The organism is Bradyrhizobium sp. RT6a (assembly GCF_040547675.1).
Taxonomy (GTDB): Bacteria; Pseudomonadota; Alphaproteobacteria; order Rhizobiales; family Xanthobacteraceae; genus Bradyrhizobium.
Map to the genome: position 1 here is coordinate 340,684 of NZ_JBEPQC010000004.1, position 26,849 is coordinate 367,532.

At 63.8% G+C, this 26,849-nt stretch carries 30 protein-coding genes; 18 read left to right on the plus strand and 12 right to left on the minus strand.

Features of this window, described 5'->3' with window-relative positions:
- Positions 1-44 precede the first annotated feature (44 nt).
- Positions 45-980 carry a LysR family transcriptional regulator gene (locus tag ABIC03_RS23350; RefSeq protein WP_354061410.1) on the plus strand — a complete coding sequence of 312 codons (936 nt, stop codon included), beginning with the start codon at positions 45-47 and terminating at the stop codon, positions 978-980.
- Positions 981-1,110: 130 nt separating this feature from the next.
- Here the strand turns inward: ABIC03_RS23350 and ABIC03_RS23355 are convergent, their stop codons facing one another.
- Positions 1,111-1,368, minus strand: coding sequence for a hypothetical protein (locus ABIC03_RS23355; protein ID WP_354061412.1), 258 nt, complete (start codon positions 1,366-1,368; stop codon positions 1,111-1,113).
- A gap of 154 nt (positions 1,369-1,522) precedes the next feature.
- On the opposite strand from ABIC03_RS23355, the gene ABIC03_RS23360 reads away from it, so the two are divergent.
- Positions 1,523-2,506 (plus strand): tripartite tricarboxylate transporter substrate binding protein, encoded by a 984-nt coding sequence (locus ABIC03_RS23360; RefSeq protein WP_275171074.1) that lies wholly within the window; start codon positions 1,523-1,525, stop codon positions 2,504-2,506.
- 95 nt (positions 2,507-2,601) lie between these two features.
- A complete protein-coding gene (locus tag ABIC03_RS23365) occupies positions 2,602-2,946 on the plus strand; it encodes a hypothetical protein (protein WP_354061414.1) in 345 nt (114 codons plus the stop codon).
- On the opposite strand, the gene ABIC03_RS23370 is transcribed toward ABIC03_RS23365, so the two are convergent.
- The 3 genes from ABIC03_RS23370 to ABIC03_RS23380 form a co-directional block, all read right to left on the minus strand.
- Entirely contained in the window at positions 2,943-3,419 is a 477-nt protein-coding gene (locus ABIC03_RS23370; protein ID WP_354061416.1) for a YbaK/EbsC family protein, read from the minus strand. The two genes, ABIC03_RS23365 and ABIC03_RS23370, sit on opposite strands and share 4 nt — an antisense overlap.
- Before the next feature lie 41 nt (positions 3,420-3,460).
- Complete coding sequence (locus ABIC03_RS23375) at positions 3,461-4,192, minus strand: haloacid dehalogenase type II (protein WP_354061418.1); 732 nt, start codon at positions 4,190-4,192, stop codon at positions 3,461-3,463.
- A gap of 93 nt (positions 4,193-4,285) precedes the next feature.
- Positions 4,286-5,296 carry a zinc-dependent alcohol dehydrogenase family protein gene (locus ABIC03_RS23380; protein WP_275171077.1) on the minus strand — a complete coding sequence of 337 codons (1,011 nt, stop codon included), beginning with the start codon at positions 5,294-5,296 and terminating at the stop codon, positions 4,286-4,288.
- A gap of 84 nt (positions 5,297-5,380) precedes the next feature.
- Here ABIC03_RS23380 and ABIC03_RS23385 point away from each other — a divergent pair, with 84 nt between their 5' ends.
- On the plus strand, positions 5,381-5,728 hold the full coding sequence (locus tag ABIC03_RS23385) for a MerR family transcriptional regulator (RefSeq protein WP_354061420.1): 348 nt from the start codon (positions 5,381-5,383) through the stop codon (positions 5,726-5,728).
- A gap of 22 nt (positions 5,729-5,750) precedes the next feature.
- Here the strand turns inward: ABIC03_RS23385 and ABIC03_RS23390 are convergent, their stop codons facing one another.
- Complete coding sequence (locus ABIC03_RS23390) at positions 5,751-6,173, minus strand: winged helix-turn-helix transcriptional regulator (RefSeq protein ID WP_275171079.1); 423 nt, start codon at positions 6,171-6,173, stop codon at positions 5,751-5,753.
- Positions 6,174-6,257: 84 nt separating this feature from the next.
- On the opposite strand from ABIC03_RS23390, the gene ABIC03_RS23395 reads away from it, so the two are divergent.
- Positions 6,258-6,992 (plus strand): SDR family NAD(P)-dependent oxidoreductase, encoded by a 735-nt coding sequence (locus tag ABIC03_RS23395; RefSeq protein ID WP_354061422.1) that lies wholly within the window; start codon positions 6,258-6,260, stop codon positions 6,990-6,992.
- Positions 6,993-7,051: 59 nt separating this feature from the next.
- Here ABIC03_RS23395 and ABIC03_RS23400 read toward each other — a convergent pair whose 3' ends face one another.
- Positions 7,052-7,936, minus strand: a complete 885-nt coding sequence (locus tag ABIC03_RS23400; RefSeq protein ID WP_007596981.1) for a 4-hydroxyphenyl-beta-ketoacyl-CoA hydrolase — start codon at positions 7,934-7,936, stop codon at positions 7,052-7,054.
- A gap of 321 nt (positions 7,937-8,257) precedes the next feature.
- On the opposite strand from ABIC03_RS23400, the gene ykgO reads away from it, so the two are divergent.
- From ykgO to ABIC03_RS23415, 3 genes are all read left to right on the plus strand, one after another.
- A complete protein-coding gene (gene ykgO, locus ABIC03_RS23405; RefSeq protein WP_006611362.1) occupies positions 8,258-8,383 on the plus strand; it encodes a type B 50S ribosomal protein L36 in 126 nt (41 codons plus the stop codon).
- A 107-nt stretch (positions 8,384-8,490) separates the two neighbouring features.
- On the plus strand, positions 8,491-9,132 hold the full coding sequence (locus ABIC03_RS23410) for a tetratricopeptide repeat protein (protein ID WP_275171081.1): 642 nt from the start codon (positions 8,491-8,493) through the stop codon (positions 9,130-9,132).
- 124 nt (positions 9,133-9,256) lie between these two features.
- Positions 9,257-9,517, plus strand: a complete 261-nt coding sequence (locus tag ABIC03_RS23415) for a hypothetical protein (protein WP_354061425.1) — start codon at positions 9,257-9,259, stop codon at positions 9,515-9,517.
- A 12-nt stretch (positions 9,518-9,529) separates the two neighbouring features.
- Here the strand turns inward: ABIC03_RS23415 and ABIC03_RS23420 are convergent, their stop codons facing one another.
- A complete protein-coding gene (locus ABIC03_RS23420; RefSeq protein ID WP_275172373.1) occupies positions 9,530-9,712 on the minus strand; it encodes a hypothetical protein in 183 nt (60 codons plus the stop codon).
- A gap of 326 nt (positions 9,713-10,038) precedes the next feature.
- Here ABIC03_RS23420 and ABIC03_RS23425 point away from each other — a divergent pair, with 326 nt between their 5' ends.
- Complete coding sequence (locus ABIC03_RS23425; protein WP_354061428.1) at positions 10,039-10,995, plus strand: alpha/beta fold hydrolase; 957 nt, start codon at positions 10,039-10,041, stop codon at positions 10,993-10,995.
- 18 nt (positions 10,996-11,013) lie between these two features.
- Here the strand turns inward: ABIC03_RS23425 and cycA are convergent, their stop codons facing one another.
- A complete protein-coding gene (gene cycA / locus ABIC03_RS23430; protein WP_027520444.1) occupies positions 11,014-11,409 on the minus strand; it encodes a cytochrome c-550 CycA in 396 nt (131 codons plus the stop codon).
- A gap of 273 nt (positions 11,410-11,682) precedes the next feature.
- Here cycA and ABIC03_RS23435 point away from each other — a divergent pair, with 273 nt between their 5' ends.
- The 5 genes from ABIC03_RS23435 (at position 11,683) to ABIC03_RS23455 (ending at position 17,694) form a co-directional block, all read left to right on the plus strand.
- Positions 11,683-13,176: an FAD-linked oxidase C-terminal domain-containing protein gene (locus ABIC03_RS23435; protein ID WP_354061430.1), complete on the plus strand. Its 1,494-nt coding sequence runs from the start codon at positions 11,683-11,685 to the stop codon at positions 13,174-13,176.
- A 63-nt stretch (positions 13,177-13,239) separates the two neighbouring features.
- Positions 13,240-14,478: an FAD-binding protein gene (locus tag ABIC03_RS23440; protein ID WP_354061432.1), complete on the plus strand. Its 1,239-nt coding sequence runs from the start codon at positions 13,240-13,242 to the stop codon at positions 14,476-14,478.
- A complete protein-coding gene (gene glcF, locus ABIC03_RS23445) occupies positions 14,475-15,797 on the plus strand; it encodes a glycolate oxidase subunit GlcF (RefSeq protein ID WP_354061434.1) in 1,323 nt (440 codons plus the stop codon). Before ABIC03_RS23440 ends, glcF begins: the two co-directional genes overlap by 4 nt.
- 99 nt (positions 15,798-15,896) lie before the next feature.
- The gene (locus tag ABIC03_RS23450) at positions 15,897-16,280 is read left to right on the plus strand and encodes a histone (RefSeq protein ID WP_275172379.1); all 384 of its coding nucleotides are present in this window, start codon (positions 15,897-15,899) and stop codon (positions 16,278-16,280) included.
- Positions 16,281-16,689: 409 nt separating this feature from the next.
- Positions 16,690-17,694, plus strand: a complete 1,005-nt coding sequence (locus tag ABIC03_RS23455) for a TorF family putative porin (RefSeq protein ID WP_354061436.1) — start codon at positions 16,690-16,692, stop codon at positions 17,692-17,694.
- 250 nt (positions 17,695-17,944) lie between these two features.
- Here the strand turns inward: ABIC03_RS23455 and ABIC03_RS23460 are convergent, their stop codons facing one another.
- The gene (locus ABIC03_RS23460; protein ID WP_354061438.1) at positions 17,945-19,708 is read right to left on the minus strand and encodes an ABC transporter ATP-binding protein/permease; all 1,764 of its coding nucleotides are present in this window, start codon (positions 19,706-19,708) and stop codon (positions 17,945-17,947) included.
- Positions 19,709-20,021: 313 nt separating this feature from the next.
- Between ABIC03_RS23460 and ABIC03_RS23465 the strand changes: the two genes are divergently transcribed.
- Positions 20,022-21,686 carry an L-lactate permease gene (locus ABIC03_RS23465; RefSeq protein ID WP_354061440.1) on the plus strand — a complete coding sequence of 555 codons (1,665 nt, stop codon included), beginning with the start codon at positions 20,022-20,024 and terminating at the stop codon, positions 21,684-21,686.
- Positions 21,687-21,824: 138 nt separating this feature from the next.
- The gene (locus ABIC03_RS23470) at positions 21,825-22,223 is read left to right on the plus strand and encodes an META domain-containing protein (RefSeq protein WP_007614988.1); all 399 of its coding nucleotides are present in this window, start codon (positions 21,825-21,827) and stop codon (positions 22,221-22,223) included.
- Between the two features lie 196 nt (positions 22,224-22,419).
- Here the strand turns inward: ABIC03_RS23470 and ABIC03_RS23475 are convergent, their stop codons facing one another.
- Complete coding sequence (locus ABIC03_RS23475; RefSeq protein ID WP_354061442.1) at positions 22,420-23,631, minus strand: hypothetical protein; 1,212 nt, start codon at positions 23,629-23,631, stop codon at positions 22,420-22,422.
- Between the two features lie 26 nt (positions 23,632-23,657).
- Here ABIC03_RS23475 and ABIC03_RS23480 point away from each other — a divergent pair, with 26 nt between their 5' ends.
- The gene (locus ABIC03_RS23480; protein ID WP_354061444.1) at positions 23,658-23,837 is read left to right on the plus strand and encodes a hypothetical protein; all 180 of its coding nucleotides are present in this window, start codon (positions 23,658-23,660) and stop codon (positions 23,835-23,837) included.
- On the opposite strand, the gene groL is transcribed toward ABIC03_RS23480, so the two are convergent.
- A complete protein-coding gene (groL, locus tag ABIC03_RS23485) occupies positions 23,834-25,465 on the minus strand; it encodes a chaperonin GroEL (protein WP_354061446.1) in 1,632 nt (543 codons plus the stop codon). The genes ABIC03_RS23480 and groL overlap by 4 nt on opposite strands.
- 143 nt (positions 25,466-25,608) lie before the next feature.
- Entirely contained in the window at positions 25,609-25,905 is a 297-nt protein-coding gene (locus ABIC03_RS23490; RefSeq protein WP_007596954.1) for a co-chaperone GroES, read from the minus strand.
- Between the two features lie 313 nt (positions 25,906-26,218).
- On the opposite strand from ABIC03_RS23490, the gene ABIC03_RS23495 reads away from it, so the two are divergent.
- Complete coding sequence (locus tag ABIC03_RS23495) at positions 26,219-26,740, plus strand: hypothetical protein (protein ID WP_018453434.1); 522 nt, start codon at positions 26,219-26,221, stop codon at positions 26,738-26,740.
- The last annotated feature ends 109 nt before the right edge of the window (positions 26,741-26,849 follow it).

Sequence of the window (26,849 nt, forward strand, 5' to 3'; positions counted from 1 at the left end):
TGAAACATATTGTTTCCTTAAACAGCCCAATTGGATATGCTTTCATGGCCAAACTTCCCGATTTCGAGGCACTCGCGATTTTCGCAAAAGTCGTGGAACTACGGTCGTTTGCGGGGGCCGCGGGCGAACTCGCGATGTCCAAGGCGACGGTGTCCAAGGCGGTCACGCGCCTCGAAGAGCGGCTCGGCGCCCGACTGTTCAACCGCACCTCACGCCGGCTCGCGCTGACCGATGCCGGGCATAAGCTCGCCGAGCGTGCGACGCGCCTGCTGTCCGACGGCGAGGCGGCGGAGAACGAGGCGCTGGCGCAGTCGGTAGCGCCCCGGGGCCTAGTGCGGCTCGCCGTGCCCATGTCGTTCGGGATCAAGGCGGTGGCGCCGTTGCTCCCGGAGTTCTTCGAGGCTTATCCAGAGGTCTCGGTCGATCTGCACTTGAGCGATGCGACCATCGACTTGATCGGCGAGGGTTTTGACATGGCGGTGCGGATCGCACGGCTGCCGGACTCCTCGTTGATTGCGAGGCGGCTCTTCACGATGCCGCGCTTTACGGTAGCTGCGCCGTCCTATCTGAAGCGCGAGGGACGGCCGACGCATCCGATGCATCTGGCCGCGCACAAATGCTTCAGCTATACCTATCTCTCCACGCCGAACGTCTGGCACTACACCAACGCGGCCGGCGAGCAGGCGAGTGTACGCCCAGGCGGACAGCTCCGCGTCAACAACGGCGAAGCGGTGATGCCGGCTCTGATCGCCGGTCTCGGCATCGCAGACCTTCCGGAATTCATCGTCGGTGACGCCATCTCCTCCGGCGACGTCGAGGTGATCCTGAAGGACTGGAAGCAGGCCGAAGGTGCCGTGCATCTGGTGACGCCACCCGGCGGCCCGCGCCCCGCACGCGTCGAGGCGCTCGGCGATTTTCTCGCAGCGAAGCTGCCGGGTACGTGCAAGCGGCGGGTGCGCGGAAAGGCAAAGCCGTCGTAGCAAAGTCATCGTAGAACGAGCGGCTTCAGCGACCTCCGTCATTGCGAGGAGCGAAGCGACGAAGCAATCCAGAATGTCTCCGCGGAGGTATTCTGGATTGCTTCGCTTCGCTCGCAATGACGGGGTTGGACTAAGACACCTTCTCACCATTACGCACGACAATTCGCAAGCTCGGCTTCAACGTCTCTTCCAGCTGCGATTTCAAATCATGAACACGTGGGTCGCGCGAGCGCTTCGCGCACACTGCGTATTGATGCACGGATTGCGCCAAGGCGCGTCGCGCTTCCGGCGTTCGCGTCACGTCGGGCTTTGAAAGCCGCAAGACGATCGCGGCGAGATTCACCAGCATCTCGTCCAACGCCACGTCAATGGTCTGAAGTTTATTCATCGCTCCACTCCCTGGGAGGCAACGGTAGAGTCCTTGGGGCGTTCCTGACCGGGCGGAACATGGATAATGCTTCGTTAATCCCGCCGCGCGGCTTGTTCTTGCGGACAGTCACGCTAGGCTGGCAACGAAACAAGAAAACGGGGGGAAATCTGCCATGGATCGACGCGATGTCCTGCGCGCCGCTGCCGCATTGCCGTTGTTGCCTGCGTTGTCGAGCGCGGCTTTCGCGCAAGCCTATCCCGCTCGCAACATCACCATGATCGTGCCGTTTCCGGCCGGCGGCCAGGCGGATCTTGCGGCCCGCCCCGTCGCACAGGCGCTGGAGCGAATCCTCGGCAAGGCGGTCATCGTCGACAACCGCGCCGGCGGTGGCGGTGGATCCGTCGGCAATGCCGCGGCGGCGCGCGCCGAGCCCGACGGCTACACGTTGCTGATGACGCTGTCCTCGCTCGCGGTGCTGCCCGAGGCCGACCGGCTGTTCGATCGTCCGGTCGCCTACGAGGTCTCGCAGTTCATGCCCATCGCACGGGTGCTGGCCGATCCCACGCTGCTCGCGGTGCCGGCCTCGGCGCCGTGGAAGACGGCGCAGGATTTCGTCGAGGACGCCAGGAAGCGGCCGGGCCAGATCACCTATGGTTCGTCGGGGCCTTACGGCACGCTGCATGTGGCGATGGAGATGTTCGCAAACAGCGCCGGCATCAAGCTGCTGCATGTGCCGTTTCGCGGCGCAGGTCCCGCACTGACCGCGCTGCTCGGCGGCACTGTGCAGGCGATTGCAGCAGCTCCCGGCACGCTGAAGCCGCAGGTTGACGACGGCAAGCTGCGGGTGCTCGGCAATAGCGGTGCGCGGCGCATCGCGAGCTTCCCCGATGTGCCGACGTTCCAGGAGCTCGGCTATAAGGACGTCGAGATGTACATCTGGGCCGGGCTCTTTGCACAGAATGCTCTTCCTGCGCCGATCGTGACTCGGCTGCGCGAGGCGATGGCGCAGGTGATGACGAGCCCGGACGTGCTCAAGGCCTTCGAAACGTCGGGCAGTCTCGTCGCCTATCAGGACGCACCGGCGTTCGCCGAGTTCGTGGCGGTCGACAGCGCGCGGCTGATTACGGCGGTGAAGAAGATCGGCAAGGTCGAATAGGTTCCTAGCTCGTTTTCACATTTTTTTGTTGGTCCAGAACCTCTCCGCGTCTCATTGATTGAACAGAATTCGAGAGACTCGTGAAGGAATCGGACATGCGAACAGAGCGGATTGCGCTGGGTGTGGCGCTTGCGATCGGCGGCATCGTCGCGCAGGGCGCTGCATCGGCTGAAGAGTATCGTGGAACTATGGAGCAGCAGATGGCCTGCACGCCGGATGTGTGGCGGCTGTGCAGCGACCAGATCCCTGATGTGAGCCGCATTACGGCCTGCTTGCGGCAGAACACGCCACAGCTCTCCAGCGGTTGTCGCGCCGTGTTCCAGTCCAACAACCAGATGCCGCCGCAGCAGCAGGTTCCGGGCAATCGCGCCGCGCCGGCGCCACGTTATAACAATGCGCCTCCGGCGACCCAGCCCCGGCCTTACGACGAGGATGATTAGCGCGCTTCGGACCTGACCTCGCAGACATCGACCCATTCCGCCCCGGTCAGCTCGGCCATCCGGGAGGGCGTGATGCGCACCGCGCTATGCGTCGAGCCGGCGGCCGGCACCACCACGTCGAACGCCTTCAGCGAGACGTCGCAATAGACCGGCAGCGGCGACTTCAGTCCGAACGGGCAGACGCCGCCGACCTCGTGGCCGGTGACCTCCGCGACCTCTTCAAGTCCCAGCATCTTCGGCTTGCCGCCAAACGCCGCCTTCACCTTCTTGTTGTCCATGCGCGAAGTGCCGGCTGCAACGATCAGGATCAGGCGCTCGCCGATCCGCAACGACAGCGTCTTGGCGATCATCCCGGGCTCGACACCATAGGCTTCCGCGGCCAGCGGCACTGTCGCGGAGCTGATCTGGGATTCGATAACGGTGATGTCGGGGGCTTTTTCGGCGAAGAAATTGCGAACGGATTCCAGGCTCATTCCAGTCAGCTCATTCCAGACCTACGGGCGGGCGGCGATGCCTAAGCAATCCTTGGCAGCTCCGAGAGCGTCCGGACACGATGATCCGGCGCAAAGCCGAGCTCGTCCATCTGGGTGCGGATCGCCTTGAACATCGTCAGCGGTGCCACGAGTTCGTTCTCGACGCAAGCCAGCGCCATCGCTTCCGGCGTCACCCGTTCGATCCAGGCAACGTTCAGTCCGAACGCTTTCGCGCCCGCGACATCCCAGGGATTGGAGGAGACGAACAGCACCTCGTCCGGCGCGGTGCCGAGCACCTCGCCGATCAGCATGTAAGCTTCCGGGCTAGGCTTGAAGATCTTCTTCGCGTCGACGCTGATCGTGGCGTCGAGCAGGGCGTCGAGGCCGGAGTTGCGCACCAGCGCATTCAGCATGTCCGGACTGCCGTTCGAGAGGATGGCGAGTTTTCGCGGTTTCAGAGCCGTGAGCGCTGCCGTCGCATCCGGATAGAGATCGAGATGCAGATATTTCTCGATCACGCGCTCGAATGCCTCGTTCTCGTAAGCGAGCCCGAGCACGCGCAGCGTATAGGCAAGCGAGTCGCGCGTGATGGCTGCAAAGTCCTGGTAGCGCCGCATCAGCGAGCGCAACCAGGTGTATTCGAGCTGCTTGATCCGCCAGATCTGCGTGATGATCTCACCGTAGCCCGGAAACGCATCCTCGGTGGTCTCCGCGACCGACTGGATGTCGTAGAGCGTTCCGTAGGCATCGAAGACAACGGCTTTGAGGCTCAATTGACCCGTCCTCCGGGATCGTTGCGGTCCACGGACTATACAAGGCGCCGCGGTATCGATCCAAGACGGAAACGCGACTTGGACGCCTGGTTTCTAGAATCTGATCACGATCTTGCCGAAATGTGAGCCGGTCCGCAGGTGCGCATATGCTTCGGCGACCTCGTCGAAACCATAGATCCGATCGACAATCGGGTGGATAGCATGTTCGGTCAGGAAGCGATTCATCGCGGCAAAGTGTTCGAGCGATCCAACGGTGACGCCGATGATGTCGGCGTTCTCCCACTGAAGGCGCGCGAGGTCGGGCTTGGGGCCGAACCCTGTCAAAACTCCAATCTGAACGATCTTGCCACCCGAAGCGACTGATCGCAGCGATCGGTCATAGGTGCCGGGACCGCCGAGTTCGAGGATGTGACTGGCGCCGGCGCCATTCGTCGCCTTCATGAGGGCGACATCCCAGTCAGGCGTGTCGCGGTAGTTGATGAGGATCGAGCCGCCCAGCGCCTTGGCGCGGGCGAGTTTTTCGTTCGAGGAGGATATCACGATCGCACGCGCGCCCAGCGCCGCTGCGAATTGAAGGCCGAACAGCGCGACGCCACCCGTTCCCTGGACCAGCAACGTATCGCCTTTGCCCATCCCGCCGCGTGCGACGAGGCCATGAAAAGCCGTGACGCCAGCGCAGGGCAGGGTCGCAGCCTCCACCGCGGACAAATGCGCCGGCACTGAGACCAGCGCGGTCGCCGGCAGCACGACATATTCAGCCAGCATTCCGTCAAGGGCGTTGCTGCCGAGCGCTGAGGCAATGTAGCTCGCCTTGAACGGCCCCGAGATCCAATCGCGAAAGTACGATGCGGCGACACGATCGCCCACCTGCCATTGCACGACGTCGGAGCCGACGGCGTCAACGACGCCAGCGCCGTCGCAGAGCGGTACGCGGCCGTTGAGCTCGCCTTGGCCTGCACGGTCGAGGATCAGGAGGTCGCGGTAATTCAGGCTTACCGCTTCGACCCGAATGCGGACCTCGCCATTGGCGGGTTCGGGTTTGCTGACGTCGACCTGCACAAGTCGGCCGGCACCAGCATGGCCATTCAAATGGTAGGCTTTCATCGTTGCTCCCTTCACAAGTGGCATTCACTTGGACGAGCAAAGTCTGTAAGGTCTGACAGTACTGTCAGGGTCAAGAGGCTTCAGATGAGAATCGGCGAACTCTCCCGGCGGACGGGGGTCAGCGTCCGAATGCTGCGCTACTATGAAGGCGAAGGACTGCTTGCGCCGCTGCGGACCGATTCCGGTTACCGCGACTATGGCCTGGCCGAAGAGGAAACCGTTCGGCGGATCAAGATGCTCGGCGGCGCGGGAATGACGCTCGAAACCATCAAGCGGCTGCTCCCCTGCGTAAGGAACAACGATCCAACTTTCACGCCGTGCAACGAGCTACGAAAAATACTCACGCAGCAGGTCGGGCTGATCGATGAACGTATCGAGACGCTCAGCGAAAGCCGGACAATTTTGGCGGGCTATCTGGCAAGCGTGAATTGATCGCACAACGTGGTCATCAGATTTACCGCCTCTTGGTATTCCAGGCGTCGCGCTCGGCGAAGACGCGGCTGACCTCCGCCATGTGCTCCGTGCCCCACGAGCACAGCGGCACGAGGGCCTGAGCCAGGCTGTGGCCCAAAGAGGTGAGGCTGTAGTCGACCCGCGGAGGCACTTCCTTGTAGTCGGTCCGCTTCACAAGACCATCGGCCTCCAGCTCCTTGAGTTGCTGGATCAGCATCTTGTCGCTGACGTCGCGCACGGCTCGCCGCAGGTCGCCATAGCGGGTCGGCCCGCCCTGGGCGAGGAAGTACAGGATCAGCGGCTTCCACTTGCCGGCGACGACCCGCAGGGTCGCGTCGAGGCCACACGTGAAGCCGGGCAAAGTCGGCGTGCAGCTTGGGACAGGTGGCGAAGCCTGCGCAGGCGGAGAGATCGTGTCTGACATTTTTGGGCACTTACCAAAAGGTGCATACTTGTCGATAGGTGGGTAGGCCGCCAGCTCAGTGCAACCCTAGTGAAGGAGCACATCATGAGCAGACTACAAGGCAAGACGGCGGTGGTGACGGGCGGTGGAACCGGGATCGGGCTTGGCGCCGCCAAGCGATTCATCGACGAAGGTGCGTTCGTCTATCTCTTCGGGCGGCGCCAGGAGCCGCTCGATGCAGCCGTGGCGCAGCTGGGTTCCTCGGCGCGCGCCGTCAGGGGCTCGGTGACGGACATGTCCGACCTCGACAGGTTATACGCGGCGGTGAAGGCCGAACGCGGCGGGCTCGACATCCTGTTCGCCAATGCTGGGACCGGATTGTTTGCGCCGCTCGGCGAGATCACGCCCGAGCATTACGATCGGATCTTCGACGTCAACGTGAAAGGGTTGGTGTTCACGGTGCAGAAGGCCCTGCCGCTAATGAAGCAGGGATCATCGATCATCCTGACCGGCTCGAGCACGGGCGTGATGGGGACGCCGCAGTTCAGCGTCTACAGCGCGACCAAAGCCGCGATCCGCAATCTGGCGCGCAGCTGGGCGCTGGACCTGCGCGGCACCGGCATCCGCGTCAATGTGCTGTCACCGGGGCCGACCAAGACGGAGCTGGCGCTGGAGATCGTCGGCGAGGAAGCGTTCGACGCGCTTGGAAGCATGACGCCGCTCGGGCGTGTGGGCGACCCGAGCGAAACGGGGGCGGTGGCCGCGTTCCTGGCCTCCTCAGACAGCAGCTTCATGACCGGCGGCGAGGTCTTCGTGGATGGAGGCCTCGCACAAGTCTGAGAATTGAGCACCTAAGTGTGAGGGCTTCGGTCAATGGATCGAAGCCCTCGACGCGCTTTCTAGATCCCCAACAGCTTCCTTGCGTTGGCCTTCAACACCTTCGGCCGGATCTCGTCGCGGATGTCGATCTTGGCGAAATCCGACAGCCAGCGGTCCGGCGTGATCACCGGCCAGTCCGAACCGAACAGCATCTTGTCCTGCAGGATCGAGTTGATGTAGCGCACCAGGATCGGCGGGAAATATTTCGGCGACCAGCCCGAGAGGTCGATGTAGACGTTCGGCTTGTGGGTCGCGACCGACAGTGCTTCTTCCTGCCAGGGGAAGGAGGGATGGGCGAGGATGATCTTGAGGTCGGGAAAATCAGCCGCGACGTCGTCCATGTACATCGGGTTGGAATATTTCAGCCGCATGCCCATGCCGCCGGGCATGCCCGAGCCGACGCCGGTCTGGCCGGTGTGGAACAGCGCGATCGCGCCGCCATTGTTGATCTCTTCATAGAGCGGATAAGCCATGCGGTCGTTGGCGTAGAAGCCCTGCATGGTCGGGTGGAATTTGAAGCCGCGCACCCCGTATTCCTCGATCAGCTTGCGCGCCTCGCGCACCCCGAGCTTGCCCTTGTGCGGGTCGATCGAGACGAAGGGGATGAGAACGTCGAGATGGTCGGAGGCGATCTCCAGCATCTCCTCGTTCTTGTAGCGGCGGAAGCCGGTCTCGCGCTCGGCGTCGACCGGGAAGATCACCGCGGCGATGTTCTTGGATCGATAGTAGGCGGCGGTCTCCGGCACGGTCGGCGGATGCTTGTGCGGCGACTTGAAATAGTCCGCCATCTGCGCCTGAAAATCGTCATAGCCGTCGTCGGGATGGGTGCCGCAGGGCTCTTCGGCATGGGTATGGATGTCGATGGCGACGACGTCGTCGATATTCGGCAGCTTCAGCTTTGGCATGGGTTTCCTCCCGACGGGTTGCCGAATTGATTATATGATATAACGAACTTGGCAAGGCGTTGTGGGATAAGGCGTTGTAGGACAGGCGTCGTCCGAGCCAGATTGGGCCGATCCGGCCGCTTCTACTTTGCGTGGGGTTGTTTTCAAGAATGTGCTGGGTGGGATTGGGGCAGTTAACATTGACATCCGGTCCTCCCATGCCTTAAGAACCGCCCCGTCCCGGGCGGTCGGTCCGCCAGCGGGAAAATCTCATTTTGCCTCATTCGCGCGTGCCGAAACGGTAGTGCCGAACACGGCCTTTCGAACGTTCAGGATTCTGCCATGAAGGTCCGTAACTCGCTGAAATCGCTGCGCGGTCGCCATCGCGCCAACCGCCTGGTCCGCCGCAAGGGCCGGGTCTATGTGATCAACAAGGTGCAGCGCCGCTTCAAGGCGCGTCAGGGCTGATATTGCCCTGCCGGACGCCAGCGCGCGCCCCGCAAGACCACGGTCTCACACGAGTTTGACGCCGCCCCTGCTTTGCAAGGGCGGCTTTGCGCGTTTAGACTTCGACCATGGCAGTGAGATTCTTCGTCGCGCGCACCCTTTGTCTGGCTCTCGTACTGGGAGCCGCCGGCCTCGCTCCGGCGCTGGCACAGCAGATTAATCCGCCGGCCCCGCCCGGCAAGCAGAAGAAACTTCCGGAAGCGCCGGCCAAGCTGCCCAAGGTCGATCGCACCAAGAATCTCGATTTCCTGTTCGGCGCACTGAAAGCTGCGCCCGACGAAGCCAGCGCCAAGCACGTCGAGGCGCGGATCTGGGCGATCTGGATCCAGACCCCGAGCGACACCGCGGCGCTTTTGATGGCGCGGGCCAAGACCGCGGTCGACGCAAAGAAGATCGAGGTTGCGATCAAGCTGCTGGATTCGGTCGTCAAGCTGAGGCCCGACTATATCGAGGCCTGGAATCGTCGCGCGACGCTCTACTACATGCAGAACGATTATGGCCGCTCGCTTGCCGACATTCGCGAGGTGCTGATCCGCGAGCCCCGCCATTTCGGCGCGCTCGCAGGCCTCGGCATGATCATGCAGGAGGTCGGCGACGAAAAGCGCGCGCTCGAGGCCTACCGCAAGGCGCTCGCCGTCAATCCGCACCTCGAGAAGATCCCCGACCAGGTCAAGTCGCTGACCGAGAAGGTCGAAGGCCGCGATATTTAGCGGACAAGTCGATCATTGCTCGAGCGAATGCGGCGCAGGCGGATTAACCACGATGACACGCGCCGCGCTTCGAGGGGTATGGGTGGCCCCGCCGCAGGCCTACCTTCATGGTGGGAGCACAGCCATGAAGCGTTTGATCTTTGCAGGTATATTGCTGCTGGCGTCGGGCACGGTCAGCCTTGCCGACGGACTGTTCTGGGTGGTCGGCAACCGCGCCACCGGAAAATGCAACATCGTGACCAGCAATCCCGTGATCATCGGCGACGTCTGGTTCGGTGACGGTCCCTACAAATCGAAGGCCGACGCCAAGCTTGCCCGTTCGACCATCCGCGCCTGTCCCGCACCTACGCCTGACGAGGAAAAGGACGAGGATAGGACGAACTAGGTCGACAGCGACCTAGTGCAAAACGTTGCCGCTGCGCTCGGCGAGGCCGCGATCGACCGCTGCGGCGTAGGCCTTCGCCAGCTCCGTCTCGAGGTGCTCGTTGATCAGCAGCAGCGCGCGCACGGCACCGCGAAGGTCGCCGTTGCAGCTTGCCACGATCTCGTCGATCGCAGTGTCTTTGGATCTCAGGCTCATCGAAATTCTCCGGTTCAAATCAGGATAAATCCTGCCGGTCTTTCCCGCATCCCAGAGGGTTGCGAGCACGATCGGCGCCCACCCACGTCTAAATGGCGGAACCGACCGTGGCGATTATAAGGAAGCCGCGATGACGACTGCATGAAGCTGTTCGAGGCTGACTTACCGCGAGAAGTGCCATTGATTTCGTTGCATTTTTTCTTGCTTGAATTATGCACATATCCACAGCCCCGGCCTTTCAAGTGGAGCGCGGAGGCTCCCCGGGCGAAACTGCCGCCCGCAAGCCACGTAACTGCCCTGTGCCCTGGATCGCCCGGATTCCATCCATGATCGTGATGTCAGTCGTGACCGCGCTGGTTGTGCTGGCGCTGGTCACGCAGGTCGGCGTCCTCGCCGTGCAACGCGCCTTTCCACCGCAGGGCCGGATGATCGAGGTCGAGGGTGCCGTGCTTCACCTCGTCGATATCGGCCCGCGCGATTCGGGCCTGCCGATCGTGATGCTGCACGGCGCGAGCTCCAACCTCGAAGCGATGCGGCGGCCGCTCGGCGATCTCCTGGCCAGAGATCATCGCGTCATCCTGATCGATCGTCCCGGCCATGGCTGGAGCACGCGGGCGCGGCGGCAGGATTCGACGCCGGAGGTGCAGGCGCGGATGATCGATGAGGCGCTCGGCAAGCTTGGGATCGATCGCGCGGTGTTCGTGGTGCATTCCTGGAGCGGTGCGCTCGGCGCGCGGCTGGCGCTCGATCATCGCGGCCGCGTCGCGGGCCTTGTGATGCTTGCGCCCGTCACCCATCCCTGGCGCGGCGGCGTCGGCCGCTACAACGAGATCATCGCAACGCCGGTGATCGGCCCGCTGCTCGCCTACACCATAACCCTGCCGCTGGGCTACTTCCTGAGCGAGCCCGGCGCGCGCAATGTCTTCCTGCCGCAAATGATGCCGGACGGCTTTGTGCAGGACTCCGCGACGCCGCTACTGCTGCGCCCCCGCGAGTTCATCGCCAATGCCTATGATCTGGTGACGCTGAAGGAAGCGGTCGCCGCGCAGGTCGCGCGCTACGGCGAGATATCGGCGCCGGTCACGATCATCGCCGGCGAACCCGACAAGACGGTGAAGACCGACATCCACGCGCGCCCGTTCGCCGCCACCGTGCAGAATGCGAAGCTGATCGTGCTGCCGGATCTCGGCCACATGGTGCAGAACGCGGTGCCTGATCTCGTGAAGACCGAGATCGAGACGATGATCGGAAACATCGTTCCGGCGCAGGCGGCCGCCGATTAGCGGCCGCCGTTCAGCCGATTACTGCTTGATCTTCCCGTCCTTGTCGAACTGCGACACATAGGCCCAGAGATTGTTGATCTCGGTCTCGTTCTTGATGCCGGCGAACGCCATCTTGGTGCCGGGGATCTTGGCCTTGGGATCCTTGATGTATTCCTTGAACACGGCCTCGTTCCAGGTGATGCCCGAATTCTTGTTGGCGTCGGAATAATTGTAGTCCGGCGCGGTGCCGGACTTGCGGCCGTCGAGGCCATTGAGCTCGGGGCCGACCTTGTTCTTGGCGCCTTCGCCGATCGCGTGACAGGCCAGGCATTTGTTGAACGACGACTTGCCGGCCGCGACGTCCTGCGCCATCGCGCTGGGTGCGGTGGCAATCGCGGTGAGGATGGTCAATGCGCCAAAAATCAGTTTTGTCATCGGGTGCTCTTCGTCTCTTCCCTGGGGGCTGGTCTGTTGCTTGCCTGATCGGCAATGGTCGGACCTGCCGGTTTTGGCAGGCCTGCCCGGATTGGACAAGCCGCCAAGCTATGACAGGTTTCACGATTTCCTACTTGTCCCAGAGCGAACTCGCGCAGGATCGTCGATCCGACTTTCGGATGGCCTACCCAAACCACCGCGGACGTGGTTGATTTACCGCGACAAATCGATCGTGCGGCCTCGGCCGGAAGGAAATGCCATGAAGGAAATGTTATGGCCATCATGATGCCGGCGAGCGACCAGGCCGTGCTCGCGCGCCGCGCCGAGATCGTGGCTGCATTGCGCGCAATCGTGCCGGGCGAAGGCGTGATCGACAGCACCGCCGAGATGCGGGCCTATGAATCCGACGGATTGACGGCCTATCGGCAGCCGCCGATGGTCGTGGTGCTGCCCGACACGACCGAGCAGGTTTCGCTCATCCTGAAATATTGTGCAGGGCAGGGCATCAAAGTGGTGCCGCGCGGCTCCGGCACCTCGCTATCCGGCGGCGCGCTGCCGCTGGAAGACGGCGTGCTCTTGGGCCTCGGCAAGTTCAAGCGCATCCGCGAGATCGATTTCGACAACCGCGCCGTCGTCACCGAGCCCGGCGTCACCAACCTCGCGATCAGCCAGGCCGTCGCCCATGCCGGATTCTACTACGCGCCGGATCCGTCCTCGCAGATCGCCTGCTCGATCGGCGGTAATGTCGCGGAGAATTCCGGCGGCGTGCACTGCCTGAAATACGGCATGACCACCAACAACGTGCTCGGCTGCGAGATCGTGCTGATGAGCGGCGAGATACTGCGCATCGGCGGCAAGTCGGCGGAGAACTCCGGCTACGACCTGATGGGCGTCATCACCGGCTCCGAAGGCCTGCTCGGCGTCATCACCGAGATCACGGTGCGTATCCTGCAAAAGCCGGAGACGGCGCGCGCGCTGATGGTCGGCTTCGCGCAAGTCGAGGCGGCCGGCGAATGCGTGGCGCGCATCATCGGCGCCGGCATCATTCCCGGCGGCATGGAGATGATGGACAAGCCTGCGATCCACGCCGCGGAAGCCTTCGTCCATGCCGGCTATCCGCTCGACGTCGAGGCCCTCCTCATCATCGAGCTCGACGGTCCCAAGATCGAGGTCGACGAGCTGATCACGCGGGTCGAGACGATTGCGAACGCTTGCGGCTCGACCACCTGCCAGATCTCGACCTCGGAGGCCGAGCGCAATCTGTTCTGGGCCGGCCGGAAAGCTGCGTTCCCCGCCGTGGGCCGCATCTCCCCGGACTATCTCTGCATGGACGGCACCATCCCACGCGGTGCGCTGCCGAAGGCGCTGGCGCGCATCCGCGAGCTATCGGAGAAATACCAGCTCGGTTGCGCCAACGTGTTCCATGCCGGCGACGGCAATCTGCATCCGCTGATCCTCTATGACGCCAACAAGCCCGGCGAGATCGAGCGCGCCGAGGCCTTCGGCGCCGACATCCTGCGCGCCTGCGTCGAGTTCGGCGGTGTGCTCACCGGCGAGCACGGCGTCGGCATCGAGAAGCGCGATCTGATGCCGGAGATGTTCAGCGAGATCGACCTGAACCAGCAGCAGCGCTTGAAATGCGCCTTCGATGCGCAGGGCCTGCTCAATCCCGGAAAGGTGTTTCCGACCTTGCACCGCTGCGCCGAGCTCGGCCGCATGCACGTCCACGCTGGCAAGCTGGCGTTTCCTGACATCCCGCGATTCTAGCGTCGCCTCGCTGCAACGCGCCAGATTTGATTTTCGCTGCAAACTTCGTTACCCGCTACAGGCGTGGATACGCTCAAGGTACGAGACGCCAAAGACGTCGAAGAGGTGGTGCGCGCGGCGATTGCCAATGAGCAGCCGCTCGAGATCATCGGCCATGGCTCCAAGCGCGGCATCGGCCATGCGATGGCGACCAACGCCGTGCTCGACGTCTCCGCGCTGAATGCCATCACCGCCTACGAGCCCAACGAACTCATCGTCACGCTCCAGGCCGGGGCGCCGCTGGCCGACGTGCTGTCGCTGATCGATGCCAAGAATCAGCAATTCGCCTTCGAGCCGATGAACACGGCGCCACTGCTCGGCACGCCGGTATCAGCCACCATCGGTGGCATGATCGCGGCTGGCTTGGCAGGTCCGCGCCGGATCAAGGCGGGTGGGGCGCGCGACCATCTGCTTGGGGCGCATGCCGTGTCCGGTTTCGGCGACAGCTTCAAGACCGGCGGCAGGGTGGTGAAGAACGTCACGGGCTACGATCTCTGCAAGCTTCTCGCCGGTTCCTGGGGCACGCTGTCGGTCATGACCGAGGTCACGCTGAAGGTGATGCCGAAGCCGGAGGCCGAGCGGACGCTGTTGCTGCGCGGGCTCGACGATGCCGCCGCCAACAAGGCAATGACGGCGGCGCTCGGCTCGCCCTTCGACGTTTCCGGGGCCGCGCATCTGCCGACATCGGCGTTCCGGACCAAGATCGAAGGTCTCGGCGATGTCGCAGGCCAGGGCGAGGCGCTGACCGTGCTGCGGCTCGAGGGCATTACCGCCTCGGCCGCTCACCGTGCCGGCTCGCTGCGCGAATTGCTGGCGCCGTTCGGAACCGCAACTCTCGTCGAGGAAACGGCGTCAGCGGCGCTGTGGACCACGATCCGCGATGTCCTGCCGTTCGCGGCTGCTGGCGTGCTGGGGCCCTGGCCGGTCTGGCGGATCGTCTGTCCGCCGGCGTCGGGCGCGGCGCTCGGGACGCTGCTGGCGCGCGAGACCGGTGGCGAATTGATCTACGATTGGGGTGGTGGACTGATCTGGGCGGCGTTGCCACCGAAGCCGGACGCGCATGGCCCGGCCGTGCGCGAACGTGTGAATGCGGCCGGCGGGCACGCCACGCTGATCCGGGCGGCCGAGGACATCAGGCGCGCGATCGATGTATTCCACCCGCAAGCCCCTGGCCTTGCCGCGCTGAGCGAGCGGGTCCGCGCCAGTTTCGATCCGAAGACCATCCTCAACCGGGGCCGGCTGACGCGGGGCGCTGCCGCATGAAGACCGAATTTTCACTCGCGCAGCTCGCCGATCCCGACATCGCGGAAGCGGACAAGATCCTGCGCGCCTGCGTCCATTGCGGCTTCTGCACCGCAACCTGTCCGACCTATGTGCTGCTTGGCGACGAACTCGATAGCCCGCGCGGCCGCATCTATCTGATCAAGGAGATGCTGGAGAAGGACCAGACGCCGACGGCCGAAGTGGTCAAACACGTCGACCGCTGCCTGTCGTGCCTGGCCTGCATGACGACCTGCCCCTCGGGGGTGAATTACATGCATCTGGTCGATCAGGCCCGGGTCAGGATCGAGCAGCGTTACGAGCGGCCGCTGGCCGAGCGGCTGCTGCGCCGGGTGTTGGCCTTCGTCTTGCCGGACCCGCAGCGTTTCCGCGCCAGCATGTGGCTGGCGCGGCTGGCCCGCCCGCTAGCCGCATTCCTGCCGACGCCCCGGCCATCGGCGACGCCCGGCATGATCCTGCGCCTCAAGGCGATGCTGGCGCTGGCGCCGAGCCGGCTGCCGCCGCGGGGGCCCGCCGCTGGAAGTGTGTTCGCGGCTCTCGGCAAGAAGCGCGGCCGGGTCGCGCTGCTCCAGGGCTGCGCCCAGCAGGTGCTGGCGCCGCGCATCAACCAGGCCGCCATCAGTCTCCTCACGCGCCACGGCATCGAGGTCGTCCTCGTCAGGGACGAGCAGTGTTGCGGCGCGCTGACCCATCACCTCGGCAACGACCAGGACGCATTGGCGCGGGCTCGCGCCAATGTCGCGGCGTGGCGCGCGGAAGCGGCCGGCGAGGGGCTCGACGCCATCCTGGTGACCGCGTCCGGCTGCGGCACCGTGATCAAGGACTACGGCTATCTTCTGCGAGAGGATGCTGCGTTTGCCGCCGATGCGGCGAAGGTCTCCGCGCTCGCCAAGGACATCACTGAATACGTCGCCGGCCTTGGACTCGCGGCCACAGCGCGAAAGGACAACATCGTCGTCGCCTATCACTCTGCGTGTTCGTTGCAGCACGGGCAGAAAATCACGGGCCTTCCGAAAGAATTGCTTTCCAATAATGGATTCGTGGTGAAAGATGTGCCGGAGAGCCATTTGTGTTGCGGTTCGGCGGGCACCTACAACATTCTCCAGCCCGAGCTTGCGGGCCGGTTGCGCGATCGCAAGGTCGCCAACATCGCGAGCGTCAAGCCGGACATGATTGCCGCAGGCAATATCGGCTGCATGGTGCAGATTGCCAGTGGCACGTCAGTTCCGGTCGTACACACGATTGAGCTTCTCGATTGGGCTACGGGCGGGTCGCGGCCGGCATTGAACGCGCAAGACTGAGCTTTCGAAGGCCGAGCCTTCGAGGGCTGAGCTTTCGTCCGGAGGTGACGGCTGAAGGCGCCCGATCGACCATTGTTCGGCGGCAACAGGAGGACCACGATGGCGAAAGCGAAGAAGAAGAAAAGCAAGAAGGCCAAAAAGGCCAAGAAGGCGGTAGCGGCGAAGAAGACCTCAAAGAAGGCAGCCAAAAAATCCGCGAAGAAATCCGCGAAGAAGTCTGCCAAGAAGGCCACAAAGAAATCTGCGAAGAAGGCCGCGCCAAAGAAGGCCGCCAGGAAGTCGGCCAAGAAGGCCGCTAAGCAGGCTGCCCCTAAGAAGGCCGCCAAGAAGGCTGCGAAGAAAGCGGCGCCGAAGAAGGCGAAGGCAGCTCCCGCGCCGAAGCCGTCAACACCGGCAGCTCCGGCTCCCGAGCCCGCCGCCGAGACAAGCTGGGCGATGCCTTCGTCTTCTGCGGACACGACGCCGGCCGAAGGACAAGGTTAGGCCCAAGGTTAGTCCGAAGGCTGGATCCAATCCGACGACCATGATCGACAACAGGAAGGCCGCAGCGATGCTGCGGCCTTTTTGCATCGGCGCGACGGCGCGCGCGGGATGGTCTTGTCGGAAGCAGCCTGATTCGTGGCGCGGGCAGCACGGTACCGCGGGGCCGTACTAACCCGGGCCTCCCAGTGCACTTTGGCATGCAAATAATGTGATCAAGAAGACACACAGGCTGACAACCTTCCGTAGAATCGTCAGAACGCCCAAAAAGTCGGCAGATGCCCGTGTTTTTTGCTTCACGGTTTACGTCACTCCATCCAAATTGCCGCAGTTACGAAATTTTCAATCAGGTCGAGCGTTCCGGGGGCTTCCGGGATCGGCTGGGGTCTTAGAACTGGTGATGGGGATCGAAATGAAAAAAGTGGCTTTGTTGGCAACGGCGCTGGCAATGGTGACGGGCTCGGCTTTCGCGGCAGACATGCGAGTGAAGACGCTGAAGGCCCCGCCGGTCGTCGCGTTTGACCCCTGGGATATCGCCTTCGGCGGCGCCATCATGAGCGACTACATCTTCCGCGGCGTCACGCAGTCGAACCACAAGCCGTCGGTCGCGGCCTATTTCGAGCCGCGCTACAACGTCAACAAGGACCTCCAGCTCTACGTCGGCGTGTCCGCGGAGAGCATCTCCTTCGCCAATCGCGCCGCTGCTGAAGTCGATATCTACGGCGGTATCCGCCCGACCTTCGGCGCCTTCGCCTTTGACATCGGTGTCTGGGGCTACCTGTATCCGGGCGGCAGCTGCGCCGACAACGTGCTCACCGGCGGCATCCCCGGCGGCAACGTCTGCGGCGTCAGCACGACCACGATCTTCCTCGCCGACGGCAACGTCATGAAGAAGGACGTCAGCTTCGTCGAAGTCTACGGCAAGGTGAACTACACCATCAACGACAGCTTCACGGTCGGCGCGACCGAGTACTACTCGCCGAACTTCCTGAACTCGGGTGCCTGGGGCAACTACGCTTCGTTGACCGCCAAGTACACGGCGCCCAGCACGGCCTTCGGTCCCTCCGGCATGGGCATGTACGTGTCGGGTGAGTTCGGCCGGCAGTGGTTCGGTACTTCGGACGCCTTCTACGGCACCGGCGTGGGCACCGTTTTCGCCAACGGTATCCCGTACAAGGACTACAACACCTGGAACATCGGCATCGGCTTCACCTACAAGGTGTTCACGCTGGACCTGCGTTACTCCGACACCGACCTGAACAAGGGTGATTGCAACGCCTTCACCAGCGCCTTCAACGCCACCGGCACCACCAACGTCACCGCGATCAATCCGGGCGGCGCTGGCTCCAACTGGTGCGGCGCGGCCGGCATTGCCAAGCTGTCGTTCGACCTGACGGCGATGAGCAACCTGAAGTAAGCTTCTTCCCGAAGCGACTTTATGAAGGGCGGCAGGGCAAACCTGCCGCCCTTTTGCTTTGGGACTTTGGGGCGCCGGGCCGGGGCCCTGCATGGTTCGAGACGCCCGCCTCCGGCGGGCTCCTCACCATGAGGGGTCACAGATTTCACCGCGAGGACAGACCTCATCCTGAGGGCCCGCCAAAGGTGGGCGTCTCTAAGGAGGGCCGCAGCGAAGGGCCATAATAGCCTCAGGGCTCGGTCGAGCCGTCTCAGCGTGCCGCGCTCGGCTCCTTCTCGGCCGGCACACCACCATCACCGAGGACGTGGATCGCGCCGTGCTTCACCATCGTCACCTTGCGGGTATGGAAGGCTTCCAGCGTCGAGCGGTGGCCGATGGAGACGAGCGTGGCCTGCGGTAGTTTCTCCGCCAGCAGCCGGTACAGGCGGGCCTCGGACGGTTCGTCCAGCGAGGCCGTGGCCTCGTCCAGGAACAGGTAGTCCGGGGCGTGCAGCAGCGCGCGGGCGAGCCCGAGGCGCTGCTGCTCGCCCAGCGACAGCATCCGGTTCCAATGACCATCCTCCTCGAGCCGTTCGGCGAGATCGGGCAGCCCCACGGCGATCAGCGCGTCCCTGACACGGGAGGTTTCGAATGCGCCCGGCGCGGCCGGATAAACCACCGCGTCGCGCAGCACACCGACCGGGAAATAGGGACGCTGGGGCAGCATCATCAGCTTCGCCTTTTCCGGGACGAAGATGCTGCCGGTGCCGAACGGCCAGATGCCGGCGATGGCCCGGAATAGCGTCGACTTGCCGGAGCCCGACGGTCCGGTCACCAGCACGCGCTCCGGCGTCTGGACGGAGAAGGCGTCGGCGGCGACCAGCGGCGTGCCGCTCGGCAGGTTCACGCAGAGCTGTTCGAGGGCGATATTGCGATTGCCGCCGGCGACCTTGAGGGCAATCGCAGGCTCGTGCGGCGGCAGGTTCGCGGCCGCATCGACCGACATCTCGAAGCCGTCGAGGCGCGCGACGATCGAGCGCCATTCCGCCAGCGACCGGTACGCCGTGACGAAGAACGACAATGCGCCTTGTACGCTCGAGAAGGCGGAGGCGGTCTGCATCATGTCGCCAAGCTGGATCTTCTTGGCGAAGAAGGCCGGCGCCACCAGCACGTAGGGAAAGATCACGGCGGCCTGCTGATAGCTCGCGGTGAACGCGGTGAGGCGCTTGGTGCGGCTCATGATGGCGTACCAATTACCAATCACGAAGCCGAAGCGCTCCAGCAGCCGGCCGCGCTCGGCGCCTTCGCCCTTGAGTAGCGCGATCTGCTCGGAATTCTCGCGAACGCGGACGAGGTTGAAGCGGAAGTCGGCCTCGAAGCGCTGCTGCTCGAAATTGAGATTGACCAGCGGAGCGCCGATCCAGTGCGTCAGCGCCGTGCCGAAGATCGCGTAGACCAGCGCGCCCCAGCACAGATAGCCGGGGATCATGAGATCGGCGCCGAACAGGTGCAACGGCGCAGCGTTGGAAAGACCCCAGAGGATGATCACGAACGAGAACAGCGTCACGATCGACGAGAGCAGGCCGAGCCCGATGGTCAGGGTCTGCTCGACGAAGTTCTTGACGTCCTCGGTGATGCGCTGGTCCGGGTTGTCGGCCGCATCGCCCTTGAGCTGCATGCGGTAGTGAGTGGCGCCTTGCAGCCATTCGCCCAGATAGTGCCGGGTCAGCCATTGCCGCCAGCGGATCTGGAGCCACTGGTTCAGGTACAGCTTGTAGACCGCCAGCGCGATGAAGGCGGAGGCGAGGCCGATGAAGATCCAGATCTCCCTGACGAAACTATCCCAGTCACTTGCCTGCAGCGAGCTGTAGAACCGGTTCTGCCATTGATTGACCAGGACGTCGATCGCGACCAGCGCCAGCTCCATCGCGATGACAGCGGCCAGCAGACCGCGGCCGGCCCATTTGTCCTCCGACCGGAAATATGGGGCGGCGATTCGCCAGACGATCGCGAGCGTGGCGCTGATGTTCTTCACAGAGCTGAGTCTCCTGAGGGGATGTGCACAACTGCCAGGGGCCAAAGACTTAGGACGACGGCGGAAATCGGCGCGCTTAGACTAAAGTCGCAAGGCATGCAATTTGCGTTGGCTTGTCGCAGCTTGCAACCCTAGCATGGGCTCAACGGCGCGGGGCGGGGGGCCTTCGGGATTTCGCGAGCTTGTGAGCGGACGGGAACCGCTGCATTCGCCAGGAATTCGCGTCTGGCTCGGGGGTTATCGCTTCAACGCCAAGCAGGATCGGCTGTCCACGCGGGCCGCCTGCAGCACACATGCGTGGGGGAGGAAGACCATGTGGAATCAAGTTTATGACCCGTTGCACAGCCCCGTGCTGTCGACGATCGCAGCGGCAGTCCCCGTCATCACATTGCTGGTCCTGATCGCGAGCGGCCGCGTCCAGGCTCATATCGCGGCGGTCATCGCCGTGATCGTGGCCAATTTGATCACGATCTTCGTCTTCACAATGCCGGCGAACATGTCGATTCGCGCCTCGGTGCTGGGTATCGTCACCGGGTTCTTCCCGATCGGCTGGATCGTTCTCAACGTCATCTTCCTCTACCAGGTGACGGTGAGCACCGGACGCTTCGAATTGCTCAAGCGCGCGGTCGGCGGCGTCACCGAGGACCGGCGGCTGCAATTGCTGCTGATAGCATTCTCGTTCGGCGCCTTCTTCGAAGGTGCCTCGGGCTTCGGCACGCCGGTCGCGATCACGGGCGCCGTCCTGATCGGCCTCGGCTTCTCGCCGCTTGCAGCAAGCGGCCTGTCGCTGATCGCCAACACCGCGCCGGTCGCCTATGGGGCGCTGGGCACGCCGATCCAGGGCCTTGCCTCGGTCACCGGGCTTGATCCCTACATCCTCGGCGCGATGGTCGGCCGGCAATTGCCGTTCTTCTCGCTGATCGTGCCGTTCTGGGTGGTGTGGGCGTTCGCGGGCTGGAAGGGCATGAAGGATGTCTGGCCGGCGATCCTGGTCACCGGCGTGTCGTTCGCGGTCCCGCAATTCGTGATCTCGAACTTCATCAATCCCTGGATCGTCGACATCGGCGCATCGCTGATCTCGATGGGCGCGCTGATCCTGTTCCTGAAGGTCTGGCAGCCGAGGCAGCTCTGGCTGTCCCCCGCGCTGCGCGGCCGCGATGAATCGGCCGCCACCATGGCCGCCGCAAAACCGATGGACAAGACGCCGCTGACGCAGAGCGAGCTGTTCAGCGCGCTGCTGCCGTGGATCATCGTCTGTATCGTGATGCTGATCTGGGGCAATGGTGGATTCAAGACCTGGGCGAACTCGATCTTTACCTGGAACTACCCCGTTCCCGAGCTGCATCAGATGATCAACAAGATGCCGCCGGTCGCGCCGGGGCCGACGAAAGAGAGCGCGGTGTTCGGCTTCACCTATCTCTCGTTCACCGGCACGGGCATGCTGATTGCGGCGATCATCTCAGGCTTCCTGATGGGCGTCGGTCCTGGCCGGCTCTTGACGGAATACGGGCGCACCATCCGGCTTTGCGCGATCTCGCTGATCACGATCTCGGCGATGCTTGCGATCGGCACGCTAACGCGGCTCTCCGGCGTGGACGCGACGCTCGGCCTCGCCTTTGCTGCAACAGGCGTGCTCTATCCCTTCTTCGGCACACTGCTCGGCTGGTTGGGCGTGGCGTTAACGGGATCGGATACCGCTTCCAACGTTCTGTTCGGAAATCTTCAGAAGATCACCTCCGAGCAGCTTGGTCTGTCGCCGATCCTGATGGCTGCGGCGAACTCGTCCGGCGGCGTGATGGGCAAGATGATCGACGCCCAGTCGATCGTGGTCGCGTCCACCGCGACGAATTGGTACGGGCACGAAGGCGCGATCCTGCGCTTCGTGTTCTGGCACTCGATCGTGCTGGCCTCGTTGGTCGGCGTGTTCGTGACGTTGCAGGCCTATGTCTGGCCGTTCACGGCGATGGTGCTGAAGTAGCAGGCCACGCCCCGCTTCAACCCAAATCCCCGCGAGGTTGGTCCTCGCGGGGATTTTTGCGTCGCGCATGGGCGAACCTTCTCAACGGCGCCGCCGTCTTATAGAAGGTGCCGCGAATCAAGTCGGTCGAGAGGTCTCATGGTTTCGTTCAGGCAGACGGTGTGTGCGGCGGTTGCAATGCTCGCGATGTCCACGCTTGCGCGTGCGGAGGACGGTTTTCCGTTCGGCACCGAGATGACGCTGGAGGCGCTGCCGCAGCCGGGCTCGAAGCGGATTCCGAACATCGAGATCGGCGACAATGGCGAGGTCGTGCTGGAGCTCTGGTGCAAGGGCGGCAAGGGCCAGTTCTCGGTTGCCGGCAACACCGTGATCTTCGTCCCCGGCCAGATCCAGGACCGCTCCTGCCCGCCGGCGCGAGCGCAGGCCGACGACGATCTCGTTGCGGCCCTCGGCAGCGTCGAGACCTGGAAGCGCCAGGGCGACGTGCTCACGCTCGTCGGCCCCAAGCCGCTGCGCTTCCGCGTCAACGGCAATTAGCCACCGCTGTCATTCCCCGCGACCCGGCTACGCCAAGGCTTCGCCGGGGTTGAGGTCCAGGGGCGCCGAAGCTTTAGCGTAGGCGGCAAGCGGGGAATCCAGTACGCCGCAGCTTCTCGATGCATCAAAATCGTCTCGGAGTACTGGGTCGCCCGGTCAAGCGGGGCGACGACCGAGAGTTGATGTGCGGGTTACGTCACTTCCACACCGACTTGTCGGCGTCCCAGCGCTGGCCTTTCAGTTCCTTGGCGAGCGCCTCGACCGAACCGTTGTCATCGGGCTGATCGCCCTCCTCGTCGGCGGTCGCTTCGTCCGAGAGATTGAGCTTGGCGCCGCTGCTCTCGTCAGTGGTCGTGGTCGCGGGACTCCCGACCCAGAGCATGAGCTTGTCGGTCGTGCCGGGCTTGTCGGGCGAGACGAGACCCGCAACCTCGATCGTGTCGGTGAGCTCGAGCGCGGGAAAATCCAGGTTCGGCCGCTTGAACACCAGCTTGAGCTTGCCGGTCGCCGGGTTGAAGCTCTGCGAGACCGGCTTTGCCGCGAGCGTCCTGCTCAGCACGCCAGCCACCGCGGCCGCGAGCTTGTCGCGGTTGATCTTGTCGCCGTCGCGCCAGTCGGCGGCGGGAATGCGGATGGTGCGGTCCATCTCGATCATGCCCGCGGTCCAGCCCGCGGCAGTGACACCGGGCATCGCCTTGAATTTTGCCAGCAGCGCGCCGGCGCGCTCCGGATCGACCGACATGTTGATGGTCTGCTCGCCCGCGCGCAGCGCGTCGCAGCCGACGGTGAGGCTCGCCAGCGTCACCTCGACGTCCTGGCCCTTCAGGCTCTTCAGGAACTCGGTCGCGGCATCCACCTTGACCTTGACCGCGATCGCTTCCGGTGAGACGTCGGTGAAATCCTTCGGCTGCGGCGTGATGCCGTCGTCGGAGGTCTGATTGTCGAGGAATTCCTTCTCGCTGAGATCGGAATTGTCGGGCGAGGTGACCTCGGTGACGGCCTGGCCAATGCTGATCTGGCCGCGGAATTCGAACGTGTCTCCGGCCTGTTTGCGCAGCAGCTTGACGGTGACCGGCGCCTTCGCGCCGAGGCTCTGAGTCGTACCCGTCAGGTTCTGGCCCGCGACCTGGAGATTGACGATGAAGCGGTCCTTGCGGTCGGAATTCTTCGCGAGGGGATAACAGACGTCGAGCACGGCCGCGGTGACGGTCTTGCCCTGGCGTGTCTCCTTCAGGATCACGTCGGCATTGCCGTCCATCAGCCCGTCGATCGAGGTGAAATAGCGCGTCTCGGCGCCGCCCGACGCCGTGGCCTTGGGCGCCAGCTTCATCTGGGCCGATGCGACCTCAGGCGAAACTGCAAGCAGAGCCGCCAGAACGGCCGTGGAGCAAAACAGAAGCGGGCGCATCGACGAAATCCCCGGGGCAATGGGGCATGATCCGGAAAAGTGTGCAGCGGTTTTCCGATGAGATCATGCCCAAACAATTCGAATCGGGCGTCACCGTAGTGGGTTTTGGCCGCCGGTTGAATTGGAAAGCTCGGGCCATGATCGGCAAAAAAGAAGGCCGCCCGGAGGCGGCCTTCGCAACTACTGTCAGGCGCGGATGGGCTTAGAAGCCGCCCATGCCGCCACCGGCCGGCATGCCGGGGGCGGCTTCCTTCTTCGGTGACTCCGCGACCATGGCCTCGGTGGTCACCAGCAGGCCGGCGATCGACGCGGCGTCCTGGAGCGCGGTGCGCACCACCTTGGCGGGGTCGATGATGCCCTTCTCGACCATGTCGACATACTCCTCGGTCTGGGCGTCGAAGCCGAAGGTCTCCGACTTGTTCTCCAGGATCTTGCCGACGACGATCGAGCCTTCCACGCCCGCGTTCTCGGAGATCTGGCGGATCGGGGCTTCCAGCGCCTTCAGCACGATGTTGATGCCGGCCTGGACGTCGGCATTGGCGTTGGTCAGACGGCCAACCGCCTTCTTGGCGCGGAGCAGCGCGACGCCACCGCCGGGGACGATGCCTTCCTGCACCGCGGCGCGGGTGGCGTTGAGCGCGTCCTCGACGCGGTCCTTCTTCTCCTTGACCTCGATCTCGGTGGCGCCGCCGACGCGGATTACCGCGACGCCGCCTGCGAGCTTGGCGAGCCGCTCCTGGAGCTTCTCACGATCGTAGTCCGAGGTGGTCTCCTCGATCTGGGCCTTGATCTGGCCGACGCGGGCCTCGATCTCCGGCTTCTTGCCGGCGCCCTTGACAATCGTGGTGTTCTCCTTGTCGATCACCACCTTGCCCGCGCGCCCAAGCATCTTCACCGTGACGTTCTCGAGCTTCATGCCGAGGTCTTCGGAGATCAGCTGGCCGCCGGTGAGGATCGCGAGGTCCTCGAGCATGGCCTTGCGGCGGTCGCCGAAGCCCGGCGCCTTGACGGCGGCGACCTTCAGGCCGCCACGGAGGCGGTTGACGACCAGGGTGGCCAGCGCCTCGCCCTCGACGTCTTCAGCGATGATGACGAGCGGCTTGCCCGACTGCACCACGGCTTCAAGCACCGGCAGCATGGCCTGCAGGCCGGACAGCTTCTTCTCGTGCAGGAGGATGTAGGCGTCCTCGAGCTCGGCCGTCATCTTCTCGGGGTTGGTGACGAAGTAGGGGCTGAGATAGCCGCGGTCGAACTTCATGCCCTCGACGATGTCCACCTCGGTGTCGAGCGACTTGTTCTCCTCGACGGTGATGACGCCCTCGTTGCCGACCTTCTGCATCGCCTGCGCGATCATCTTGCCGATGGCGGCATCGCCGTTGGCCGAGATGGTGCCGACCTGAGCGACCTCGGAGGAGGCGGCGACCGGCTTGGCGCGCTTCTCGATGTCCTTGACGACGGCCGCGACCGCGATGTCGATGCCGCGCTTGAGGTCCATCGGGTTCATGCCGGCGGCAACCGACTTGGCGCCTTCGCGCACGATGGACTGGGCCAGCACGGTCGCGGTGGTGGTGCCGTCGCCGGCGAGGTCGTTGGTCTTGGAGGCGACCTCACGCACCATCTGGGCGCCCATGTTCTCGAACTTGTCCTCGAGCTCGATCTCCTTGGCGACGGTGACGCCGTCCTTGGTGATGCGGGGCGCGCCGAACGACTTCTCGATGAGCACGTTGCGGCCCTTCGGGCCGAGCGTCACCTTGACGGCGTTGGCGAGAATATCGACGCCGCGCAGCATGCGATCGCGCGCGTCTCCGGAAAACTTGACGTCTTTGGCAGCCATGGTCTGCAATTCCTCTTCTTTCGTGATGTGTCTTGCTTATTGGGTCGCCTCATCCCGGGGTCCGCGATCGAACCCGGCGGAATGATGCATGCCCGGATCGAGTGACCCGGGCATGCATTCAGCGGCCGTTCAGGCGTCTGGCCTTAGGCCATCACGCCCATGATGTCCGACTCCTTCATGATCAGGAGCTCATCGTTGTCGATCTTGACCTCGGTGCCCGACCACTTGCCAAACAGCACACGGTCGCCGACCTTGAGGTCGATCGGGATCAGCTTGCCGGCCTCGTCGCGGCCACCGGGGCCGACGGCGACGACTTCGCCCTGGGACGGCTTTTCCTTGGCCGTGTCCGGAATGATGATGCCGCCCTTGGTCTTTGACTCGGCGTCGATACGTTTGACCACGACACGGTCATGCAGCGGACGAAATTTGGATTTAGTCATGACGTTTCCCTTTGGAGGCTCGCTTCGGAAGGAGAGGCAGTGGGCGGGCGGCGCTTCCGTCCACCCTTCCCGAGGATCGATCGGCGCGCGTTAGCAATCCATCTTTCAGAGTGCTAATGGTGCGTCCGGGAATATGGCTTGGCCGCGATCCTGTCAAGCAAAGGTGGTTAAGCGATTGGTGAGACGGATATAGGATGGTGACATTGGAAACTTGTTCGGGGCGCCGGCGTATTAAAGGACGTCATTGCTCCGGCAGCGGTTTTGCGCTTGGCTGCGTAAGGGGTGCGGCCATGGTTTTGTCCGGGGGAATGCCATGATCAGTTCAGCTCACGCGCGCACGGTCGCCAATCTGGCGGCGGCTTCTTGCCTGGCGCTGCTGCTTGGTGCCTGCGGCGGCGGCATGAGCCTGCCGTCCTTTTCTTCGTCCTCACCGCCGCCCGAGGCCGAGCCCGGCACCGGCCCGGAAATGCCCGCGTCGATCCGCGCCGACGAGATCGTCGGGCGCTGGGGCCTCGCCTCGTTCCAGAACCCGGCCGACCGAGCCCGCACCGAGGCTGCCGCCCGGGCCCAATGCAAAAATCCTTACGTGATCACCGCCGGCTCCTCCGGCGGCGTGATCATGCATCTGGCGGACCAGGCAACACCGCAGGAGCTGCGGCTGAAGGGTTCGCCCAGCGGCAAGAACTATATCGGGCCGGCGGGTCCGACGCCCGGCGACCAGGACCGCGAGATCGTCTCCTTCGACGGTCGCGTTCTCATCACCCGCTTCATCGACAAGGACGCCGCCACCCGCTACGGCAACATGGTCTACGTCCGCTGCGCGCCGAGGGCGTGATCAGAGCGCCGGCCTAGCCAACTCGTCATTGCGAGGAGCGAAGCGACGAAGCAATCCAGGCTGCCTCCGCGGACACAGGCTGGATTGCTTCGCTTCGCTCGCAATGACG